We start from the raw sequence: 20818 nt of genomic DNA on the forward strand, positions 1-20818 counted from the left end.
AAGCAGTAAGAAAATTAATGAACAAGCTTTTGTACAAGTTGAACAGCATCGCCAATGGTGTTGATTTCATCTGCATCGTCATCTTCGATCTCTAGGTCGAAGGCATCTTCGAAGTCAAGAATGATGTCGACAAGGCGAGCGGAGTTCACCTGAAGGTCGTTTAAGATGTGAGTGTCTTGATTCAGGCTGGCGAGAGCTTCCTGGTTCTTAGCGTGCTTGCTGATAATTTTAACAACGTCGTCATAGATCTTTTGGTTTTCCATGTTTAGCATCTCCCATGCTTGAAAATAATACAGCTGTTGACATCGCCAAAGCCGAAACTAGCTTTGGCGGCTGTCGTAATGGTTTTATCTTGAGTGGATTGAACAATACGCTCTGCAAAAGGAGCGATATCTGGGTGAATATCCTCGCAGTTGATCGAGCCATGAATAAAGCCTTGATTGAGTTGGAGTAGGGTGGCTACGGATTCAATGGCGCCAGCAGCTCCTAGGCAGTGACCAATCAAAGATTTCGTACTATTGATCCAAGGCATTTGCCCTGGATCGATTTCCAAGGCCTTTTGCCAGTTGCCTAGCTCCAATGGATCTGCCATGGTCGCCGTGAGATGACCATTAATGTAGTCGATATCGTGGGCCTTTAGGTTCGCATCCATCATCGCACTGCGAATACAGCGAATCACCGACGCTGTGCTAGGAGCTGTCATTGATCCACCAGCACGCATGCCACCGCAGTTGATACTCGTTCCAAGTATCTCTCCGTAAATTTTTGCACCACGCTGCTCAGCACTCTCTCGATCCTCGATGACTAAGATCCCAGCACCACTGCCTGGAACAAAGCCTGCGGCGCTAGCGCTCATAGGGCGCGATGCCTGTTCTGGAGTATCATTAAACTTTCTCGATAGGACGCGCATGCTGTCGAAGCCAGCCCAGATTTGAGGGTGAGCGGCCTCCACACCTCCGACGAGCATTCTTTTAGCCAAACCAGAGCGAATACGCTCAGCGCCCATGATGATGGCTTCAGTACCTGTGGAGCAGGCCGAACTATTGGCGCTGACTTGATTGCCTAAACCTAGTAAGCCTGCGACTTTCGCGCTAGGACCACTAAACATAATACGTTCAACTACGGAACTGCCTAAGCGCTTCACTTTGCCTGCGACGACCTTTGGGTAGACATCTTCAGCGAAAACATCCAACCCTCCAATGCCGGTACCAATCATGGCTCCGGTATCCTCGTAGACGTCATCAGAGTCCTCGGGCTTGGGGCTTAGACCAGCTTGCTGAAAAGCTTCTAAGCTGGCGAGCGCTGCGAGCTTCATCCCCTGTGACATCGAGTTAATATCAGCCTCAGAAATAGCTGCCTGGAGACGCTCCGCTGGAATATTGCATTGTCCTCCCACCTGGCAGGCAAACTTGAGTTCCTCAAGCTCAGAAAAGTGACGAATGCCTGATGTTCCGTGACGCAGAGCCTGAGCAAATTCAACTGTGTTTTGGGCGTTGCTTGTGATCACACCCATTCCTGTTACTACGACTTGCCTTGCTTCCATCTTAGACTCCTATTCCGGCTAGGGTTCCCTGAGCAGCGAGTTGACCATTCTCTTTAAATAGATCGCATTGGCACTTCAGCTTACCGCGACGCCAAAAGACTTTTTTAGCCTTCACAGTAATCAACTCGCCGGGTTCTACAGCTGCAAGAAATTCAACATTCGATTCCGTAAACAGGGTCGTCAGGGCTTGGCTCAGATCGTTGCCTTTGCGAAGCATCAGGTAGATCGATAGACTGCAAACACCAATCTGAGCCATAGCTTCTGTGAGAATGACGCCAGGAGTTACAGGGTGATGTGGAAAGTGGCCACGATAGAAGTATTCGTCGTTTTTGAAGCGATACTGACCGTGGATCTCATCTTCATCAATATGTGTCAATTGATCGACAAAGCGAAAAGGCTCTTGCTGAGGCAAGTGACTCAGGATTTTTTCTGATAGTTCGGGTAGTGAGTTGGGTAGTTCCATAAGGCCTCCTAGCAAAGATGTTCGCCGCCATCAACATGAAGCAGCGCACCGTTGATCCAAGAAGCTTCCGGCCTTGTCAATAAATAGACTGCATTCGCTACGTCTTCGGGTCTAGTCAAGCGTCCAAGAGGATTCCGTTGTCGTGCATCCTCCAACATTTCTTGATGGGATGGGATCAATGCCAATGCTGGTGTTTCGGTAATACCTGCTTGAATAATATTGCTGCGAATTCCAAACCGACCAAACTCCACGGCGATTGATCGCGATACCGACTCTAACGTGCATTTTGCGGCTGATACTGCTGCGTACCCAGCCCAGGCTTTTTGATTTCCTTCAGAACTAAGCCCGATAACGCTGGCTTGTGGAGCGAACATACCCCGGGAATAGAGATCTTGTACCCATAGTAGAATGTCATAACCCATGTAGGCGATGGTTTGGCCAAAGTCTTCATCAGACAATGGGCGTGGTTCGTCCTCGGAAGGTACCAGAGATCTTAAGTTGCCAAGAGCAATCGAGTGCAGAAGGCAATGAATCTGACCATCACCGATGTCATCGGCGATCCTCGTGAGAATTCCTTGGCGACCATCGGCCGTTAGGGCATTGGCATTGATGGTGATCAACGAAGTCTTCGATGCAAGGGCATCGAACTCTTCTTGGATCTTCTTCATAGCGCTTTTACGATCGCGATGGATCAATATAATGGGTGTTTTATCGTTGGCAAGTTTCTTTGCAGTGGCCAAGCCCATTCCACTTGATCCACCGAGAATCAAAGTCCATTTATCATGTTTCATCTATGTTTCCCCTCAGTCCAAAGATGATTGTCAAGGCTCTGGGATATAACGGGGATTGCTTCACAGTCTAGATTTTTTCTAGACTGTGAAAACACTTTTACAAAACAAGAATGTGGGAAACGGAGTTATGGGTACTTGAGTGGCCTATGTAAAACTAATGTTTGCAAAATACTTGCTAGGCCTACTTACTCAGGGAAGAGTTTACTTATCGATTTATACTCATGAATGCTCTTGATCGCATTTGCAAAAGATCCAGCCACAGATAAAACTTTTACTTTGGGGCTTAAGTCTTGGAATCGATACTCCACCGTGTCAGTGATCACAAGCTCTTCCAGGGAGCTTTCATCAATCTTTTTGGTAGCACCGGGAGTTAGGACTCCATGGGTGACTGCTGCATAGACTTTTTTAGCACCCATGGCCTTGACTGCCTCGGTCATAGAAATCAACGATCCGCCAGTAAAGACTATATCATCGACAATCAGTACATTTTTGTCTTTCACATCCCCCACCACATTCCATACTTGAGCGGTTTCACTGTGATCGACGCGAATCTTGTTGCCGATCACAGTGGGTACCTTGAGGCGATCTGAAAATTTAAAGGCATTTTTTCCGTAACCGACATCTGCGGAAGCTACCACTAGGTTGTCTAGGTTTTTAGTCTGGATGTATTCGCAGATAATCGAGCGAGCGTTCATGTGGTCCACGGGCCTCTTAAAAAAACCTTGGATCTGTGGCGAATGCAAGTCCATGGTGAGCACCCGATCGACGCCAGCCGCTTCTAGAGCGTCGGCACAGACTCTGGCTCGAATGGAGACTCGTGGCTCATCTTTCTTATCGGCTTTTGCATAGCTAAAGAAGGGTATGACAGCTGTGACTTGGGCTGCTGATGCGAGCTTGGCAGCGTCGACCCAAAAGAGCAGTTCCATAAAGTTTCGATCAACTGGGTAGGATACCCCCTGGACAATATAGACATCACGACCCCGAACGTTTTCAAGGATTCGAACGAAGGTGTTGCCTTCGCTAAATTCAATCACTTCGCTTTTGCATGGGTCGATATTCATAGTTTCGCAGAGCTTTTTACCTAGCCCTGGGTTCGAGGTTCCCACTATCACTTTGATGGGTAGATCTGGATTCATAGGTGTTCTCATAAATCGAGTAGGGTAAATGAAATCACAAGTGAGGCTAAGCGGAGATTTTTTAAGCCGTAGGCTTGTTTCCAGCCTCGCTCCGTGATCACCAACTTGCTCATTGCCTGGACGTCAATGGCGGAGTACTCGCGCTCGTAGATTGCATAGCTCACGCCAAAGGCGGCACTATGGTAACGGAAGCGCTGGGCTTTGTCTTCAAAGTTCTCTACCGGCTTTTTTAAGTTGCGGAGCCGCCCTAAACCATACTGTATCCAAAAGGCATAGGGGCGATGTCTTGCCCCCAAAGTGAGGCCGCCACCCTCGCCGTGGTGGTGGTCTTGAAGTACATCCTGACGCCTTTGAATGCGGAAGCTTTCAATGTCTACAGCCCAGAAGAAGGGGACGTCAAGATCCAGATCGAAGGCCAGCCGTAGCATTCCGTAGTTGTGCAGGGTTTCCAAATCCCGACCCTTTTTATCCGCGAAGGTAAAGCCGCCGCCGATCATAGTAGAGAAAAAGTTAGAGAATGCCCTGGCAGGAGTTGGAATGAGGAGACCTAGCAACAGGATGATTGCTAGGCGTTGCAGAACATCAGGCCGATGCGACTTTACCAGCCAGCTTCGAATCCTGGAAGTCGATGAAAATCTTTGCCGTGATTCCATAAACAGTTTGATACTCTTCCTGAACGTCGTTTTTCTTTAGTTTAACAGGAATCTCCTTGGACTCGACAAGATTTCGCGATTTCAGAGCATTGAGGGTTCTTTCAGCCTTCACATGACTGAGGCGAGTGCCGTCGATGATTTCCTTAAAGCTACACCATTTGGTTTCGAAGTCGCTGATGAACTGCTCCAAGCTCTTCCATGAGGAGGAGTATCGTTCTCCTAGGTCATGCTTGGTGGCAAGCTGATATAGTACCAGCTTTTCATTAGCGTCTTTCAACTCCGTCATCCAAATCGCGTTGATGGCCTTATTCTCATCGTTTTGCATGTCGTGGCCTCCTTAGAAAGTGCATTGATTTTGCCCGTTGCTGGAGAATCACGAGATTGCGACCAAGCACATTGAAAAAGACTCCATGTGTTGCGATGCACCCGAGTTCTATCTCAACTTCGGTGCGCTCTCGTAATCTCGTATCACGGACGAATTAGGGCCATTATGCTTGCATTTTGCCGACTAAGCTATAGTGACATTACAACGACTTGAGATCAAAGATGAAAGGTCGTCTTTTTTAGAAAATACCAAAAATAAGGGGGTTTTAATAAGTGATATTAGTTATTTAGCCCCTTTGAAGCAAGGGGCATTTGCAGTTATTTAGCAGGCTCAAGGATGGCGGTCGCAATAGGACCGGGTAGCTTATTCACTTTGCAGCTTACCGTGACTGTTTCCGTCACCTTAGCAATGAGGTCATGAGCACGCTGTGGATTATCTCTCTCGCGACCCTTTAGACGGACAATCACTTTTACCTTATCGCCACGTTGTAGAAAGCGATCGATGTTATTGACTTTCGTCTGGAGGTCGTGATCGGAGATATTAGCCTTCAGTTGGATCTCTTTAAGTTCGACTTTGTGCTTGTTCTGGCGTTGCTTTTTCTTTTTCTCGTATTGAAGCTTCTTAAAGTCTTGGATGCGAACCACAGGAGGAGTCGCGTCTGGATCGCTCACTAACACAAGGTCAAGGCCTTCGTCTTCCGCTTTACGCCATGCGTCCATTGCCGGAACTATGTCATTTAAACCTTCTCCAACTAATCTGACGTCTCTCATAGATCGTAAATCGGCTCGTTCTAGTACCTTCAAAAAAATGATTCTCCTAAACTATTGACGTTCGCCACTGTGAGCAGCGAAATTTTCTCCAAAATATAGCCGCAACGGCCCACGGACCGCAAGCTTAACTATGATTTTTTTAACTTTTCAGTTTAAATATTTCCCTCGATTAACTAACCTTAACTATTTTAATCCCTTAGGATGATCACACTTTAAGTTCCCGGAAGCACTTAAGACTTCATCGAAATTATTATTTAAAATATCAATCAAATCTTGGCTGTCGACGTTATTGAAGATAAATGGCAAGCGCCGGTAAGGCAGGGTGTCTTTTGCCTTCAGTATGTCACGAACTCTTTTGGGGCCCCATTTTTTAATAAGCTCAACCTTTTCTGCCCTGCTAAGATGTAAGCGAGGGCTGGGGAGCTCAGCTTGAATATCGCGGAGGGCTTGGTCAAGTTTATCTGCCATAGGACTCCATTTTCATTGCGCAATCGATAAAAAGCCGTTACCAGATTACAGTATTTTTTTTATCATGTCCAAATGTCGTGAATAGGTGATCATGTCTAAAATTTTTCATGAAGAAGACCCCATTGGCAAACCACTTCTCCTTGGTAATCACACCTTTCCTGGGGTGTGGCGCTACATGCTGCCGAAGGAGTTTCTTGGCCTTCAGTTCCCGGAAGAGCGTCGCGCTACATGTATGTCTTGCCCGAAGGCATCGTATGAGGGCTATCGACCCGACTATCGCTGCTGCACCTATCACCCTAGAATTCCAAACTTCTTGCTCGGCCTAGCGGCACAAACTGAGAAAGGTCTCGAACGGCTCAAGTCGATTATAGATCAGGGGATGATAACCCCAGAGGGTATGAACTCAACGCCGAAGCAATGGGTGAATTATCTTGATGACCTAGAACACGATCGCTTTGGTAAAAGTGAAAAAGTACTTTGTCCGATGCTCGAAAAGGAAACTGGTTTTTGTACGGTGCATGCGTTCCGCAATTCGGTTTGCTCCACTTTCTTTTGTTTGAAAGACCACGGCGGTAAAAGTGAAAATTTCTGGACTGCCGTGCAGACCATGGGCTCACAGGCAGAGATGGCAATTGCACAATGGGCCATGGACCAGCTTGGTTTCGATGTGGCTCAGTATGTGAAAAGACTCAATGGCTTAGCTAAGAAGATTAGCAAAACCTCTAGTAAAGACGAGCATGGCTGGCATGAGGATGCCTTAGACGTACTCTGGGGAGATTGGCGTGGTCAAGAGCTAGAGTTTTTCGAGGCTTGTGGCAAGCTGGTGTCCGACCATCGTGACTTCCTCTGGCAGATTGCAAACGATACCGAAATTTTTGAAGCCAGTAAGTTCGATCGAGCCATGGTCAAAAGCGTTCCTAAAGAGCTGGAAGAGCAAGTCGATCCCACTGACTTGGATGAAGACGGTGAAACGATCGCTCCCGAAGAGCTTTGGGATGTTACTTTAAAAGCTTACCGCAAGATTTGGAAAGCTCCCGCGGGGGTCTTCAAGCTTCACAAGAAGATCGAGCTTATGGAAAACCCTCGGCAGGATGAGATGGAAAAAACTTATCCCGATAAAGACTATGTGATCGCTCGCATCAAAGGTAAGAATGTCGATTGGCGGCTTTTTATCACTGCAGATCAATACGAGGTTCTCAAGACCTTCAAGGATGAACGGCTCGTGTCGTGGAAGCTTCTGTCATCACCTAGCTTTCGTCGCTTGAAGAGCCCCCAGGAGTTCATCTTGGAAATGATCGCGCAAAAAATTCTAGTAAGAGCTTAAGGACCTGTCAGGGGCGATCGCCCCCTTTTCTAGCTTTTGCTTTGGGACAGAAGAAATTTAAGGCTTTCTCGGGCTGATACATGATCATAACCAAAGCGTTCATCTAAGTTTTGATATGTGGTTTTTGCTAGCTCGATTTCATCAGGTTTATGGTTTTTTGCATTGTCGGTGTCTAGGTCAAGCATCACCTTGTAGTTGCTTTCCACTGCGATTTGGCGCTCCTTGAAGTAATAATCTTTTAAGGCTTTCAAATAGTCGTGAAAGATTTCAGCCACCACGATATCTTTGGCTGGATTGTCGATTTTATAGGCTGCAATCTTACCGAGGATCGATTCCCTATGGCGCTCAACAGCTCCAGTGACTTTGATGATCTTCTCGATATCCTTCATTATTTTATCGGATGGCTCCTCATGAGCCTTGGTGATGGGGTTATAAATTTTCTCTTTCTTCACCTGGGCTACCACATGACTGATGTACCTTTGGAGCAAGGTCGTGTACTCAAGCTCATCCACAAGAGTCATGGCGGCAGAAATTTCTTGTTCGAAAAGACTGATGAAATCTTCTTTGAGGTACTTGATGAACTCGGCAGGCTGGTGATACTTGCCGCGGGGCTCTAACTGTAGAAATTCATAGACAGTTCGGTCCTTAACCAAGCGCTCTAGTTCGATGAAGATGGTCATCGGTGTAAGGGTTTGGTGTTTTTTATTTTGAGCCGCTCTGAAAAGGATGCTGCGGACCTCCCGGGGTGAGGCTCCGAATCGGCCTTCGTAAGAGACAACATTTTCAAACTCTTCGCGAATCTTAGTAAATAGTTCAAGCAGCATGGTTTCTTCTTGGGGTTTGAACACTTCTGTCAATCCCTTCTTCTCGTAGAGTCGGACTTTGCTGCGGGGGTCCAGCCTCGATATCAGCGAGCGATACTTGCTTTCGTAGTATTCGGGGTTTGGCTGCTTGAGCCTTGTCATCACAGCCCAAAGGCAAAGCAAATCTAAGGTATGTGGGCAAACGGGCTTGGTCTTGCGAATAGCTTCTAAGTCTCGTGTATAAATCAAGACTTCCTGACTAGGCTTAAGCAGATAAGGAGCTGTGATTAGTTCAAAGCGGGATTTGAATGAGGCAAAGTCTGGTATCGTTTTGAAAGCATCGAGGTGCTTTTCATTGGTTGTCGCGAAGAAAATGATATCAAGATTTGCCGTTGATGAGGGTAAATTCAAAGTGCCTTTTTCCACCGTCGAAAGAAGGTACTTGAATGCTTCAATGGGGCGCTTGAGCATATCCGAAAATTCGAGGATGCCACGATTCGCTTCCACCAGAGGACCGCTTACTTCGTGGAAACTTATATTGTGCAATACTGGTGGGAGGTTGGCAATATTCCGATCCATAGTGAGTTGTTTTTCCAAAGCATCAATTGACATCTGAGGTTCCACAGTCCCAACTCCGACACGGTACTGTTTGGAAAAGAAGAACCGTTCCACCTGCACATGGCGAAGGACTTTGCCTAGATCTCCATCATAAGCGGAAAGGAGATTTTCCATGATAAGCTGGTTTCGCTTGGATAAGCCAGGTAGGAGAATGTGTGGTGGCAGTTCCACTTGATCTTCAGAAATCTCTTGCTCTTTGGCAAGCCACTTCCGTAGGTATGCTTCTCGTTGTGGCATAGGGATAAGAAAAATCGGATTTTCCTTGAATTCGGAATGAATCTTTGAAGCAATTTTTGCTTCTTCAAGGTAAGCGAAAGATTCGGAGTGATTGATATTGTCCTCCTCGCCGCCGAACCCAATAGGGCCACTGGTCCCCATGCGCTTGCTAGTCAAGGACTTATCCGTGGGAAAGATCCAGTTAAAGCGATAAACAGCACCTTCTTCAGTTTCACTGTAAGACTTCATAGCATCGGACAATGAATCGAGAATGGAAGACTTTGCAGATCCATTTGGGCCGTGAAGGACGATAAGTTTGTTCGAATAACCCTGCCTTGTGAAGGACGAGATGACTTTATGGATCTCGTCTTGAACGGATTCGGAGCCAATAATTGGGATGTTTCGCTCCGTGCCCATATCAAATATTTTCCAGCGGGTGTAGTGGTTGTCGGTCGTCACTTCCGATGGTCCATAATGCTGAAAGACGTCAAAAAGGTACTGGCTAGCATTGCGGATAAACACACTTGGCCGCTCTGTGAGGCGTTGTAGAAAGTCTCCAAAGCTAAGTATGACCTGGCGTTCTTGGAATAGGCTCCGGGTTTCCTGGTTGAGATTTTGCAAAAACTCTGCGGATTCAGTCATCACTATTCTCCCATTGGCTCTGGTTTTCGTTTGGGTCTGTCCGGGAATGGCTTAGACAAGCGCCTGAAAAAGCGACTCACTTCCATGAAGCGGGTGACGTCCCTTGTTTTGATGTAGCGCAAAATAAGCTATTTCCGGGCAGACCTTAGTTAAGATTACCCTCCTAGTCTGGAATTGTCAGGTATTCATATTAATGAAACTCATAAAAAGATAAGGTTAGAAGGTCATGAGGTAAGTGAGATATTTTCACTACTCATCCATTCATGGCTTTTGGATTTGGTTAAGATATGTTACAAATTACGAATAATCTAAAAAATTATATTTTATGCGGGGTAGATGAGGCATGAAAAAGGTCTTCATTCTGGATACTAATGTCCTTTTGAGCAATCCCCTATGTATCTACAAATTTGATGATAACGATGTGGTGATTCCTATATCGGTGATCGAAGAAGTAGATACCTTTAAAAAGGACATGAGTGATATCGGCAGAAATGCACGTGAAGTCTCAAGGATTCTCGACAAGCTCCGTGATCGTGGAACTCTATCTTCTGGAATTTCTATTTTTGAAGATCGCGATGACTCCGGGCAGCTCTTTGTCTACTTGGGTCATAATATGGAAATCCTTCCAGAGCTGCTAGCCGATAGCACGGATAATCACATTCTGGCTATAGCACTCACATTACAAAAACAATTTGGGGACAGCCGCCGGGTGTCTGTGATTACAAAAGACACCAACCTTAGAATCAAGGCAGATGCATTTGGGCTAGTGGCCGAGGACTTTGCTGCAGATAAAGTCGATATTTCTCACTTTTACACCGGCGTTACTTATATCACGGTCACGCCCGAGGTGATCAATAATTTCTACGCCCAGCGGGAAGTGCGCTTGGATGAGTACAACTTGTATCCGAACCAGTTTGTGGTTCTTGAGGATGAGTCCGATACAAGTCAGAAAGTCTTTGGTATCTTTGATGGTGATCAGAAAGTTGTGAAGATGATCGAACCGCGTACCGAAGGTGTGTGGGGCATCTATTCGCGCAATCTGGAACAAGCCATGGCCTTAGAAGTGTTGCTTGATGACAAGATTCGCTTGGTCACTATCAGCGGCGAAGCAGGAACCGGTAAAACACTGATGGCTATCGCGGCTGGTCTGACCAAAACTACCGATGAAGACCAGTATCAGAAGCTATTGGTATCCCGTCCAATCTTCCCTCTTGGGCGCGATATTGGCTATTTGCCAGGGGATTTAGATGAAAAGCTGAATCCGTGGATGCAACCTATATTCGACAATCTTGAGCTTCTCCTTGGTGGAGGGTCGTCCAGTCGATCGAAGCGTTTGTCAAAAAGCTACGAGGAGCTGATCAATCAGGGGATGCTCGCGATCGAGCCACTCACCTATATCCGCGGTCGATCCTTGCCCTCCCAGTACTTTGTTGTGGATGAGGCTCAGAACTTGACCCCTCACGAAATCAAGACGATTCTCACACGAGCGGGAGAAGGCACTAAGATCGTTCTCACGGGAGATCCTTATCAGATTGATAATCCTTACATTGATTCACAAAGCAATGGTCTGACGTATGTTATTGAAAGGTTTCGAACTGAGGCCATAGCAGGACATATTACTTTGAAGCGAGGTGAACGAAGTCAACTCGCCTCGAAGGCTGCTAAGTTATTGTAGGGCCTATTCGTCACGGGGAATGAAGCGGCATAGAATTCCATCATGCCGCTCAAGTGTCCCTAGCTGGTATAACAGTCCGTTGTAGTCGGAGCAGTTATAAACATCTTCGGGCACACAAAACCCCTCGAAGTCTTCGCGGTGGTTCGGATGAACGACTGCGTAAACTTCACTTTGAGTCAGGTCTACCAATCGAGAGCACGACATTCCGTAGGAAAATATGGGCTGATCCGTGTCAGATGCATTGGGGAAGTACTCGTCGGCCATCGCCTTGGGGCCCGTGGGAGCCGTGGCTAAGAAGCCTAAAATTGCCATGAGTCTTATCATAACGTAAGCCTTTAAGGTTTACTTCCACACCTAAAAACCTCTTCGGCAATGTCCTGAGAATATCAATAAATTAGTATTTTACGTACGATTCTTGGGGGCTTAGATTCTAAAAAAGCTTTGGGCCTCCGATCGTGGCTGCCCAAAGCTTCGGCTTGGTAAGTTTCTTCGCTTAGTGCTTGAAGTGCCGTTTTCCCGTGAAAACCATAGCGATATCATGCTCATCGCAAGCATCGATGGATTCTTGGTCTCGTTTCGATCCTCCAGGCTGGATGATGGCCTTGACGCCCTGGCTAGCAGCAAAATCAACGGTGTCTCGGAACGGAAAAAATGCATCGCTCGCTAAAACGGAGCCTTGTAAGGTTCTGCCTTCTTCCTGAGCTTTTTGTGCTGCAAACTGAGCGGCATCGATTCGCGACATCTGGCCTGCTCCGACAGCAACAGTTGTCAAGTCTTTAACGTAAACAATTGCGTTGGATTTCACATGCTTACAGATTGTCATGGCGAAGGCTAGATCATCGCCTTGGCCCTCTGCTGAAGTTTTGCTTACTGTGGTCCAGGCATCACGGTTGCTGGGTAAAACTTGGTCGAGATCTTGAACTAAAATTCCTCCCTGAACAGATTTTATCTGTAGGGCCTTATCTTGGGTGTGGCGCTTCAGGAGAGGAACTTCTAGCAGCCTCAGATTTTTCTTCCTGGCAAAAATTTCCTTAGCAGCAGAGCTGAATGATGGTGCAGCGATACATTCTAAGAAAATTCCCGACATCACTTCGGCGGTTGCGCCATCGATCTCGCGGTTGCAAGCAACGATCCCACCGAAGGCTGACTTTGAGTCGGCGTCAAAGGCCTTTTGAAATACCTCTTTCACCGAAAGGCTGCGACTGGCTGCAGCGCCGCATGGGTTAGTATGTTTGATAACGGTCACTGCTGTGTAGTCTTGAAGGTCGGCAACCATCGCAACGGCGGCATCCACATCAACAAGATTATTAAAGGATAGCTCCTTGCCTTGCAAGACTTTGGCATTCTGCAAGCCATCACCAGCTTGACCAAAAGTATAGAAAGCTGCGCTTTGGTGTGGGTTCTCTCCGTAACGGAGAAGAGAATGCCTCTGCAACTTGAGATCGATTGTTGCAGGTAAATCTTCAGCAGTAGACTCCTTAAGAGCTCCTTCGTAATAAGAAGCGATCATGCGATCGTAACTGGAAATATGCGAAAAGACTTTATGAGCTAGGGAAATTCTTGTTTGATTTTGCAGACCACCGGCTTTCAATTCGGATATAACGGGATCGTAGTCTTGTGGATCGATCACGGGAGTCACATGAAGATAGTTCTTCGCTGCTGCTCGAAGCATCGTTGGGCCACCGATGTCGATAAAATTAATGGCATCTGCCAGTGTGAGGTTTTGATCGACTGCTTTTTCAGCAAATTGATAGAGGTTGACCACAACCAAATCAATGGGGAGAATTTTGTGATCGTCCGCCTCTTGAACATGGCGTTGATTGTTGCGGTCCATAAGGATGCCGCCGTGAATCTTTGGGTGCAGAGTCTTGACCCTACCGTCCATGATTTCAGGGCTGCCAGCGTATTCCGCAGCATCGAATACTTCAAGTCCCGCTTCTCGCAAGACCTGTGCGGTTCCGCCAGTGGATAGCAGAGTGAATCCGAGTTGGCTCAGGTTTTTGGCAAAGTCAACGACTCCAGTTTTATCGGTGACGGACAGAAGGGCCAAAGGGGATGTTTGAGACATAGCTCCTCCAGGTGATGGTGTGAGGCGGCCAGCATTGGCACTGGCTGAATCTCCAGATCGAAAGATGGGCCCTATTTAACAGCTTTTAGTCGTTCTCCCAAGCTTTTTTGCCGTTCAAACGCTTGAGATTTTCCTTCAACTGACGCTCCGTGCCCACGTCCAGCGGGTTGTAGTAGCTTTTGTGGCGTAGTTCTGGGGGGAGGTAGTCCAGTTCTGATGCAGCTTGGGGGTGGTCGTGAGCATAGATGTAGCCCTTGCCATAGCCAAACTCTTTCATCAGCTTACTCGGCGCATTTCGCAGATGTAGGGGAATCGGTAACGATCCTCGCCGGGCATCCTCTTGTGCTGAGCCGATCGCTAGATAAGAGCGATTGGATTTTGGAGATGAGGCCAAATATGTGGTTACCTGAGAAAGGATAATTCGTGCTTCTGGGTAGCCGATCTGATGAACAGCTTGCAAGCCGCTGGTTGCCATGAGTAAAGCAGTAGGGTTGGCGTTGCCGACATCTTCACTAGCTGCAATTACAAGGCGGCGGGCGATAAACATAGGGTCTTCACCGGCTTCGATCATACGGGCCAAGTAATAAACTGCGGCATCCACCTGACTCGCTCGAATACTTTTGATAAAGGCTGAAATCGTATCGTAGTGCTGGTCTGAATTCTTATCATATTTTTGTAAGATCTGACCGAGATAGGGTTTGGCCTGCTCTAAGGATACGCTTGAACCGGGTGGCACCGCGCTTAGAATAGCCTGCACCAAGTTCAAAGCTTGCCGTCCATCACCATCAGCAGATCGAGCTAATGCTTCGATGACATCTTGGTCAAGGCAGCGGCCTTGATGGGGGGATGATGGTTCGTCCATAGCTCGTCTGATGATGTTCTGGAGGGCTTCCTCGCTCAATCGCTGCAAGGCGAAAACCATGCTTCGCGAAAGGATCGCTTGGTTCACTTCAAATGAAGGGTTTTCTGTGGTTGCTCCGATGAATTTAATCGTGCCCTTTTCTAAGGCAGGCAAAAGAACATCTTGTTGAGACTTGCTCAGGCGGTGGATCTCATCCATAAATAACAGCAACGATCGTTCACCATGATTGCGTCTGATTTCAGAGCGGTGAAGCTGCTCTCGAATGGCCTTAACTCCATGCTCCGTAGCAGACATCAAAACTAGCTCCCGATTGGAATGGCGACCAATCAAGCAGGCAAGGGTTGTTTTCCCTGTGCCGGGAGGCCCCCAGAGGATCAGTGAGCTGAAGCTATCCGATTCTACCAGGCTTCTGAGAGGCTTGCCTGAAGCCCAGATGTGTTCCTGACCCAGAAGTTGATGAAATTCTAAGGGTCTAATCTGTTCTGGCAAAGGCGTCTCATTGGATTGCATCATTCCATCCTTAGTTTTTTTAGAACCTGTGGTAACTGATGAAAGTGATCGATAGCATCGATAAGGGGCTCAAGCTTTTCACGGGGGAATGAGGTTAGAACCCCCACCACATTGGTTCCCGCAGCCCGTGCCGCAGTGGTACCCAGTATTGAATCTTCAAACACCAGGCAGTTCTCAGGCTGCTGCTTGAGATTGGCTACAGAGCGCAAGTAAGCCTCTGGGTGAGGCTTAGGGTTATCAACACAGTCGAGGGTCACGATGCTTTGGAATAGATCTTTAACAGCATGAGTCTCTAAAAGAGGTTCGATCTCGCGCCGCGGTGAGCTTGTGGCGATGCCCATTGGTAAACCCATCTGATGAAATGTCTGAAAGGCTTCAATCACACCACCTACCAAAACATCCTTAGTTTCTGCAAGCAGTCGGCGGAAGTGGTTGGCTTTCTCATCATGAATCTCTTGCAAATCGACGGCACCTTCCCAAAACTCATAGAGTTCCCAGGCAAGCTTGTCCATGGTGCTGCCAATTCCGCGGTCGAGAAATCCTTCAGGCAACGGCCGACTCAGATCTTCAGCAAGCGCGATCCAAGCAAGTCGATGGACTCCCTCGGTTTCGGCAATCACTCCATCAAAATCGAATATAACGGCCTTAATTTCCAACGCAAAGACTCCTCACAGAAAAAAGAGTTCTTAGCTAGCAGTTCCGCGACTGTTTGGCAAGAATACGGCGTATCAGCGCGTGATTCCAGGATGGACATCCGAAAATCAGTATGCTAAAAGGACCGTTCGATTGAAGGGAGTGTCTTATGAAAGCAGCCGTACTGGTTTCTGGTGGAGTCGATAGTTCCGTTGCATTACAGCTACTTAAACAGTCAGGAAAGTACGACCTCACAGCCTTTTATCTGAAAATTTGGTTGGAAGATGAGTTCCAATTCCTTGGTGAATGCCCGTGGGAAGAGGATTTGAAATACGCAAAAGCTGTTTGTGATCAGGCTGGCGTTCCTCTCGAAGTGGTTTCGCTACAAACTGCTTACTGGGACAAGGTGGTGAGTCATACCGTCGAGGAGCTTAAGGAGGGGCGCACCCCAAGTCCCGATATTCTTTGTAATCAGAGGGTTAAGTTTGGGGCCTTCTGCGACTTTATCGATGACAGCTACCACATTGCCTCAGGTCACTATGCGCAGGTCGAAAGGCAAGGGGGTATGTCTTGGCTTTTAAAGGGTAACGACCCCATCAAGGATCAAACCTACTTTCTTTCCAGGCTAAGTCAGGAGCAGCTTGCCCGCTGTCTCTTTCCCGTGGGGCAGTATCCGAAAGCTGAAGTGAGAGCCTTGGCTCAGAAATACGACCTTGTCAATCAAAGCAGGAAAGACAGTCAGGGAATTTGCTTCTTAGGCAAAATAAAATATAGCGAGTTTGTGAAGGCCCACCTTGGCGAAAAGCAGGGCCTGATCATGGACGCTGATACCAATGAAGCTGTCGGTGAACATAAGGGCTTTTGGTTTCACACCATTGGCCAGAGAAAAGGCCTTGGGCTGAGTGGTGGACCTTGGTTTGTGGTCAGAAAAGACTGTGCTAATAATATTGTATACGTGTCAAAGAACAAGCTTGATGATGAACGTCCACAGACAGAGTTTTCAGTAGGTAGCGTTCATTGGATCTCAAGCCCTCCTGAGCCTCTTGACCAGCTCTCTGTTAAGCTCCGTCATGGCGAAAAAACTATTCCATGCACCATAGACCTTGCGGACAGTCGCGGGGTGGTGCAGCTAGACGAGCCAGATGCTGGGATTGCTCCAGGGCAGTATGCAGTGTTTTATAGGGGTGAGGTTTGCCTCGGCTCGGGGATGATTCTTTAGAGCTACCTATCCGCGCAAGAAGCAACCCATTCACTGGCTGTGTTGAATCGGTGAAGTGGGTCACTGATTTGCGTGTTTCAAGTTTTCGCCATCAAAATCCAAAAACTGACATTTTGGCGGGAAATTAAAATGACTAAAATACTTTTAGTGAGAGCCTCGGCTGTTCTTGATGTAAATCTATATCTGTAAGTCGTATTTTTTACGTCTTGAGTCGAACGCCGACCGACTGATATCCAAAAGACTAATAGCATCAGCTATAGTATTCGTTTTTCGGACAACGTGCTCAAGAATACGCTTGTCACAGTTATTTAAGGCCTCTTCGTAACTTAAATCTCCGCTAGCGACACGTTGCCCAATCCTATCTAAATCCGATCCACTATGAGTGACAATACCCGCAGGATCTCGCATCAATTTTAGGTCTGGAAGGTGCTTGCTACTAACAGGTTCGTTTGAAAACTCTGCTTCCATGATCATGACCTTTAGTATCTGGAAAAGCATTCTTATATTTCCTTGCCAATAATACTCGCCACACTTCGCTGAAATATCCTCTAGCTGGCTCTCAGATATCTCCTTTTTTCTTTTTGCAAAGAAAATAGCGATCAGATCTTTCAAATCCTCTCGTCTCTCTCTAAGTGGGGACAGTTCAATTTGGGCTCCCATCAGTCTTGAAGCAAGATCCAGTATAATAAGCCCCTTAGCGACAGCATCATCGAGACTAGAAGTAGTTGCTGCAACAAGCTGAAATCGAGAATGAAGTGTTTCGGTAGAGCCTACCCGCTGATAGTGGCCATCGTTTAGGACTCTTAGTAGATCCCGTTGACTCGTCTTTGGCAAATAGTGGATTTCATCGAGAAACAAAATACCTCCGTTGGCTTGTCCGACCAAACCAACGGTAGTATCGTTTGCACCGGTAAAAGCGCCCTTCTGGTGGCCAAATAGCTGAGACTGAGCGAGATCAGAACGGAAGTGAGAACAGTTGACAGCAACAAATGGGATATCCCCCTCTAACACAACCCTTTCTCTGTGTAGCAGCATCGCAACTTCTTCTTTCCCAGTTCCAGTTTCGCCACTAAGAACAAGAGGGATATCACGATTTTGAGAAAGGGCTTTGATTTTGTTCCGCGTAGAGTCTCGCAGTACGATTCCATCTGGATATTTTGCCCTTAAATCTTCCGGTATTTGATGGTTTCTCGTGAGACTACTGTTCGAGCCTTGAAGTGCTTTACGGCTTCGGGCTAGGCTAACCGCTATCTGTATCTCGTCCCAATTTTTGACTGGCTTTTTAATGAACTGAAGTGCGCCATAAGCTATTGCTCTATCGAATATGGCAACATCGGGGTCTTTCGACATTGCAAGCGGCAGTACATTAGGGAATAAGCACTTCACATCCTGGAGTAAATCCAAGCCTCTAGGCTTCAGTTCATCACTCTCAGTCAAGTGGATATCAGTCAGAAGAAAGGTATATCGCTTCTGTCGCAAACTTGCCATTGCGTCTTTGACAGTAAGAACGCCCTTTGCTTCATGTCCAGAAGCGACAATCTTTGAAAGAGTATCAGTTAGCTCGTACTTATTGTCATCTACAACTAGAAAGTTACTTTTCTCCAATTTTAATCCTCTCTAAGGCTGCCTTCTTACGTAGCTTCAGACCAAAAATGATATCTTTCATATCCCTTTTCAAATCCAAAGTCATCTGAATGGTTGTTCCAAATGTCTGGCATAGAAGATCTTCATCATCTGTAAGTAAGATTGAATGGGCTTCAGGGTCGAAGTCACCATAGAAACAATCCAATGGTGTCTTGGTAGATTCAAGCTCTCGCCGCAAGTCATCCTTGAATTTCGAGTTTGAGGTAAAAACACATATTTTCGGATCGTTTGCGAAGACGCATCGATCTTCCTGATTGTCACTCATTTTTGGGGCTTCCTCAACCAATGGGTATTCATTACAATCTTTCCTCGCAGAGTTGATCAAGACTAGTTTAAAAACTGACATATCCTCGGATCGGTGATAACTGAGTATGCCTTCATGTTGGTCAGCTATTTTTTTGACATAGGTTAGACCTAGACCAGTTCCATTAGTTTTTTTTGAGGTGAATCCGATTTTTATGACGTCCTCGATACTTGCATTTCCTAGGCCTGGGCCATCGTCACTGACTACAATCTCTAGATCTCTGTCGTTAGCGACTCCGATCACTACTGAAACCCTCTCCGTAGCTGCTTCGATAGCATTTCGAGCAAGGTTGATAATCGCTCGTTCGACTTTAAGCGGATCGATGTCCAGAATATAGCTGGCTATTTCATGCTGCTTTTCAAAATTGAAATTAACGTTTTGGTCTTGCGCATAAGCAAAAATTTCTGATTCTAGGGACTCAATATAGCTGTAGTCGGTTTCAATTCTCCGAATGATCTGGTGCTCATCCTTTTTGAAGCCTTCTATCATGAATTGAATTTTTCGCAGAGATCGTAGAACTCGTTGATCAGGAGATACTTTTTTCAACGTCTGCTCAATAATAGAAATCGGACTACTCAAATCGTGGGCAAGCATTCTTACGGTTTGAGATATCGCTTCTTTCTTGGCTAGCTCTTTTGCAAGTTCGTTTTTACTTTCAATCTCTAAAAGAAGATCCGAAATTTTTCTGCGGAGCCAAATGATCTCATCGAACTTGGAGACATACTCTAAGTTCAGGTTTTTGTATTGAAGAATGTTTGATAGGCCTTTAACATCGTCACTAAGATCATCCGTAATCGATTTGATTCTGCCAAGTCCAAATACAAAAATAGCAAAGTTCGCAAACACGATTATCAAGCAAGGGAAAAACCACTTCACTAAATCAATTCGATTTCTAAGCTGGAGATAGCCAACAATCTTTTCATTGTAAACAAGGATCTTGTTGCTAACTAATATAATGCCGTTTCTTGAGAGTCTCAAACTGTAGTTCGATTGTAAGAAATCTTGAGCTTCTCCTGAGCTAAATATGATTGCCTTGTTGCTGCTGAAAAGCGAAATATTCGTGGTGAAGTCATTCTGAAAAGACGATAGGAGATTTCTGATTTGAAATAGATCTCCTGTGGCAACCATCAACGCCAGAGATTTTTCACTACTTGAGGACAGAAACGAAGAGCGATCTATGACGTCTTTTAGTGAAAGAAAGCCATAGATAAGGGTGAATGTGGTCAGTTGAAATATAAGAGACCACTTGCCAATCCTTAGAAAGTAGTCCCGCAAGACTCTTGTTATACCATTATTTATGGGACTTTTAACTATCACGCCACCAAGACCATTTCTCTAAGTATTTCATCACAAAATTTGGTCCTCGACGTTCTCAACAAGCCTTCAATGTTTATTTTAAGTTTATTTCGATACTCATTCTGCAGAGTCTCTAGGAAGGCTCTGCGCGCACCTACTTCACCTCTAGCAAGGGAAAATGCAGCTATGCTCATGTACATTAAGGCTACAGCCGAATGCATGGCTGCGACCACGGGTCGTTGAACTTCCCTGATTCCTGAATAAGCTGTCTGACTAGGATCGGTAAAAAGGGCATGACCAGTGTTATATATCATGAGCAGGTTATGTGCTAATTCGTGAGCCAAACTTATATTTAGCAGTAAATCTGGATAAGGGTTATCATACTCCACACTTGTAAAAATCGTTCCAATGAAGTTATGATCTGTGAAGGAATTGCCGCACTCTACTCCTTGGTGAGAGCAGATGGGTACAATATTTACAATCAAGTTCTCAAATAGAATCTTCATCCATTCTGGCCAAAAATCAATCTGACTGATGCCTTTTTCAAAGATTGAAATCGATTGTTTTCCATTCGACTCAATTTGTTCATTGATTTTGATATTGTAGGAGAAGGGGAGCACAGTTTTTCCGAAATCTGTTACAAAAAATTTGGAGTAGCTATTCAAAAACCTTCTGTCGGTTGAAAAACGTTCTTGGCATGACTCAAGCGGTTTCATGTTTCCTTTAAGAACCTCTAAGGCCAATATTGGAGAGGCCATCCAAGGTTGGTAGCCATCTTCCAAAAACTCATACTTCCCGAGTCGGCTCAAGCAGCTTTTCCGTAACTGTTGGCTACACTGAACTCCATGAACGGCG

At 46.2% G+C, this 20818-nt stretch carries 20 protein-coding genes; 3 read left to right on the forward strand and 17 right to left on the reverse strand.

Going from position 1 to position 20818, the window contains the following annotated elements; translation table 11 throughout:
* Window positions 1–14: 14 nt before the first annotated feature.
* The 9 genes from B9N89_RS03610 to B9N89_RS03650 form a co-directional block, all read right to left on the reverse strand.
* Entirely contained in the window at window positions 15–263 is a 249-nt protein-coding gene (locus tag B9N89_RS03610; RefSeq protein ID WP_132315270.1) for a phosphopantetheine-binding protein, read from the reverse strand.
* Window positions 264–265: 2 nt separating this feature from the next.
* Entirely contained in the window at window positions 266–1543 is a 1278-nt protein-coding gene (locus B9N89_RS03615) for a beta-ketoacyl-[acyl-carrier-protein] synthase family protein (protein ID WP_132315268.1), read from the reverse strand.
* A gap of 1 nt (window position 1544) precedes the next feature.
* On the reverse strand, window positions 1545–2006 hold the full coding sequence (locus B9N89_RS03620; RefSeq protein ID WP_132315266.1) for a 3-hydroxyacyl-ACP dehydratase FabZ family protein: 462 nt from the start codon (window positions 2004–2006) through the stop codon (window positions 1545–1547).
* Window positions 2007–2014: 8 nt separating this feature from the next.
* The gene (locus B9N89_RS03625; RefSeq protein WP_132315264.1) at window positions 2015–2797 is read right to left on the reverse strand and encodes an SDR family oxidoreductase; all 783 of its coding nucleotides are present in this window, start codon (window positions 2795–2797) and stop codon (window positions 2015–2017) included.
* Between the two features lie 185 nt (window positions 2798–2982).
* The gene (locus B9N89_RS03630; protein ID WP_132315262.1) at window positions 2983–3933 is read right to left on the reverse strand and encodes a ribose-phosphate diphosphokinase; all 951 of its coding nucleotides are present in this window, start codon (window positions 3931–3933) and stop codon (window positions 2983–2985) included.
* 8 nt (window positions 3934–3941) lie between these two features.
* Window positions 3942–4487: a hypothetical protein gene (locus B9N89_RS03635; RefSeq protein WP_132315260.1), complete on the reverse strand. Its 546-nt coding sequence runs from the start codon at window positions 4485–4487 to the stop codon at window positions 3942–3944.
* Window positions 4488–4515: 28 nt separating this feature from the next.
* Window positions 4516–4911 (reverse strand): hypothetical protein, encoded by a 396-nt coding sequence (locus B9N89_RS03640; protein WP_132315258.1) that lies wholly within the window; start codon window positions 4909–4911, stop codon window positions 4516–4518.
* A gap of 317 nt (window positions 4912–5228) precedes the next feature.
* Window positions 5229–5714 (reverse strand): translation initiation factor IF-3, encoded by a 486-nt coding sequence (gene infC, locus B9N89_RS03645; RefSeq protein WP_132315256.1) that lies wholly within the window; start codon window positions 5712–5714, stop codon window positions 5229–5231.
* Between the two features lie 150 nt (window positions 5715–5864).
* The gene (locus B9N89_RS03650) at window positions 5865–6149 is read right to left on the reverse strand and encodes a hypothetical protein (protein ID WP_132315254.1); all 285 of its coding nucleotides are present in this window, start codon (window positions 6147–6149) and stop codon (window positions 5865–5867) included.
* Window positions 6150–6240: 91 nt separating this feature from the next.
* On the opposite strand from B9N89_RS03650, the gene B9N89_RS03655 reads away from it, so the two are divergent.
* Complete coding sequence (locus B9N89_RS03655; protein ID WP_132315252.1) at window positions 6241–7473, forward strand: hypothetical protein; 1233 nt, start codon at window positions 6241–6243, stop codon at window positions 7471–7473.
* Window positions 7474–7502: 29 nt separating this feature from the next.
* Here the strand turns inward: B9N89_RS03655 and B9N89_RS03660 are convergent, their stop codons facing one another.
* The gene (locus tag B9N89_RS03660; RefSeq protein WP_132315250.1) at window positions 7503–9752 is read right to left on the reverse strand and encodes a hypothetical protein; all 2250 of its coding nucleotides are present in this window, start codon (window positions 9750–9752) and stop codon (window positions 7503–7505) included.
* A gap of 343 nt (window positions 9753–10095) precedes the next feature.
* Here B9N89_RS03660 and B9N89_RS03665 point away from each other — a divergent pair, with 343 nt between their 5' ends.
* Window positions 10096–11427 carry a PhoH family protein gene (locus B9N89_RS03665; RefSeq protein ID WP_132315248.1) on the forward strand — a complete coding sequence of 444 codons (1332 nt, stop codon included), beginning with the start codon at window positions 10096–10098 and terminating at the stop codon, window positions 11425–11427.
* 3 nt (window positions 11428–11430) lie between these two features.
* Here B9N89_RS03665 and B9N89_RS03670 read toward each other — a convergent pair whose 3' ends face one another.
* The 4 genes from B9N89_RS03670 to B9N89_RS03685 form a co-directional block, all read right to left on the reverse strand.
* A complete protein-coding gene (locus tag B9N89_RS03670) occupies window positions 11431–11751 on the reverse strand; it encodes a hypothetical protein (protein WP_132315246.1) in 321 nt (106 codons plus the stop codon).
* A gap of 169 nt (window positions 11752–11920) precedes the next feature.
* Window positions 11921–13495: a bifunctional phosphoribosylaminoimidazolecarboxamide formyltransferase/IMP cyclohydrolase gene (gene purH, locus B9N89_RS03675; RefSeq protein WP_132315244.1), complete on the reverse strand. Its 1575-nt coding sequence runs from the start codon at window positions 13493–13495 to the stop codon at window positions 11921–11923.
* 85 nt (window positions 13496–13580) lie between these two features.
* Window positions 13581–14867, reverse strand: a complete 1287-nt coding sequence (locus tag B9N89_RS03680) for a replication-associated recombination protein A (protein WP_132315242.1) — start codon at window positions 14865–14867, stop codon at window positions 13581–13583.
* Window positions 14867–15523 (reverse strand): HAD family hydrolase, encoded by a 657-nt coding sequence (locus B9N89_RS03685; RefSeq protein ID WP_132315240.1) that lies wholly within the window; start codon window positions 15521–15523, stop codon window positions 14867–14869. Before B9N89_RS03685 ends, B9N89_RS03680 begins: the two co-directional genes overlap by 1 nt.
* Before the next feature lie 146 nt (window positions 15524–15669).
* On the opposite strand from B9N89_RS03685, the gene mnmA reads away from it, so the two are divergent.
* On the forward strand, window positions 15670–16719 hold the full coding sequence (gene mnmA, locus B9N89_RS03690; RefSeq protein ID WP_132315238.1) for a tRNA 2-thiouridine(34) synthase MnmA: 1050 nt from the start codon (window positions 15670–15672) through the stop codon (window positions 16717–16719).
* Window positions 16720–16896: 177 nt separating this feature from the next.
* Here mnmA and B9N89_RS03695 read toward each other — a convergent pair whose 3' ends face one another.
* The 3 genes from B9N89_RS03695 to B9N89_RS03705 are packed head-to-tail and all read right to left on the reverse strand — an operon-like array spanning window position 16897 to window position 20745.
* The gene (locus B9N89_RS03695) at window positions 16897–18324 is read right to left on the reverse strand and encodes a sigma-54-dependent transcriptional regulator (protein ID WP_132315236.1); all 1428 of its coding nucleotides are present in this window, start codon (window positions 18322–18324) and stop codon (window positions 16897–16899) included.
* Window positions 18311–19984, reverse strand: coding sequence for a sensor histidine kinase (locus tag B9N89_RS03700; RefSeq protein WP_132315234.1), 1674 nt, complete (start codon window positions 19982–19984; stop codon window positions 18311–18313). Before B9N89_RS03700 ends, B9N89_RS03695 begins: the two co-directional genes overlap by 14 nt.
* Complete coding sequence (locus B9N89_RS03705) at window positions 19981–20745, reverse strand: hypothetical protein (protein ID WP_132315232.1); 765 nt, start codon at window positions 20743–20745, stop codon at window positions 19981–19983. The genes B9N89_RS03700 and B9N89_RS03705 overlap by 4 nt, the downstream gene beginning before the upstream one ends.
* Window positions 20746–20818: the final 73 nt, after the last annotated feature.

Source organism: Pseudobacteriovorax antillogorgiicola (genome assembly GCF_900177345.1).
Classification (GTDB): domain Bacteria; phylum Bdellovibrionota_B; class Oligoflexia; order Oligoflexales; family Oligoflexaceae; genus Pseudobacteriovorax; species Pseudobacteriovorax antillogorgiicola.

What these genes read in the sequence shown, in the direction of transcription:
- B9N89_RS03665 (WP_132315248.1), top strand. Translation starts at nt 10,096, where the DNA reads ATGAAAAAGGTCTTCATTCTGGATACTAATGTCCTTTTGAGCAATCCC.
- B9N89_RS03655 (WP_132315252.1), top strand. Translation starts at nt 6,241, where the DNA reads ATGTCTAAAATTTTTCATGAAGAAGACCCCATTGGCAAACCACTTCTC.
- B9N89_RS03670 (WP_132315246.1), bottom strand. Translation starts at nt 11,751, where the DNA reads ATGATAAGACTCATGGCAATTTTAGGCTTCTTAGCCACGGCTCCCACG.
- purH (WP_132315244.1), bottom strand. Translation starts at nt 13,495, where the DNA reads ATGTCTCAAACATCCCCTTTGGCCCTTCTGTCCGTCACCGATAAAACT.
- B9N89_RS03660 (WP_132315250.1), bottom strand. Translation starts at nt 9,752, where the DNA reads ATGACTGAATCCGCAGAGTTTTTGCAAAATCTCAACCAGGAAACCCGG.
- mnmA (WP_132315238.1), top strand. Translation starts at nt 15,670, where the DNA reads ATGAAAGCAGCCGTACTGGTTTCTGGTGGAGTCGATAGTTCCGTTGCA.
- B9N89_RS03680 (WP_132315242.1), bottom strand. Translation starts at nt 14,867, where the DNA reads ATGCAATCCAATGAGACGCCTTTGCCAGAACAGATTAGACCCTTAGAA.
- B9N89_RS03615 (WP_132315268.1), bottom strand. Translation starts at nt 1,543, where the DNA reads ATGGAAGCAAGGCAAGTCGTAGTAACAGGAATGGGTGTGATCACAAGC.
- B9N89_RS03640 (WP_132315258.1), bottom strand. Translation starts at nt 4,911, where the DNA reads ATGCAAAACGATGAGAATAAGGCCATCAACGCGATTTGGATGACGGAG.
- B9N89_RS03625 (WP_132315264.1), bottom strand. Translation starts at nt 2,797, where the DNA reads ATGAAACATGATAAATGGACTTTGATTCTCGGTGGATCAAGTGGAATG.
- B9N89_RS03620 (WP_132315266.1), bottom strand. Translation starts at nt 2,006, where the DNA reads ATGGAACTACCCAACTCACTACCCGAACTATCAGAAAAAATCCTGAGT.
- B9N89_RS03650 (WP_132315254.1), bottom strand. Translation starts at nt 6,149, where the DNA reads ATGGCAGATAAACTTGACCAAGCCCTCCGCGATATTCAAGCTGAGCTC.
- B9N89_RS03630 (WP_132315262.1), bottom strand. Translation starts at nt 3,933, where the DNA reads ATGAATCCAGATCTACCCATCAAAGTGATAGTGGGAACCTCGAACCCA.
- B9N89_RS03610 (WP_132315270.1), bottom strand. Translation starts at nt 263, where the DNA reads ATGGAAAACCAAAAGATCTATGACGACGTTGTTAAAATTATCAGCAAG.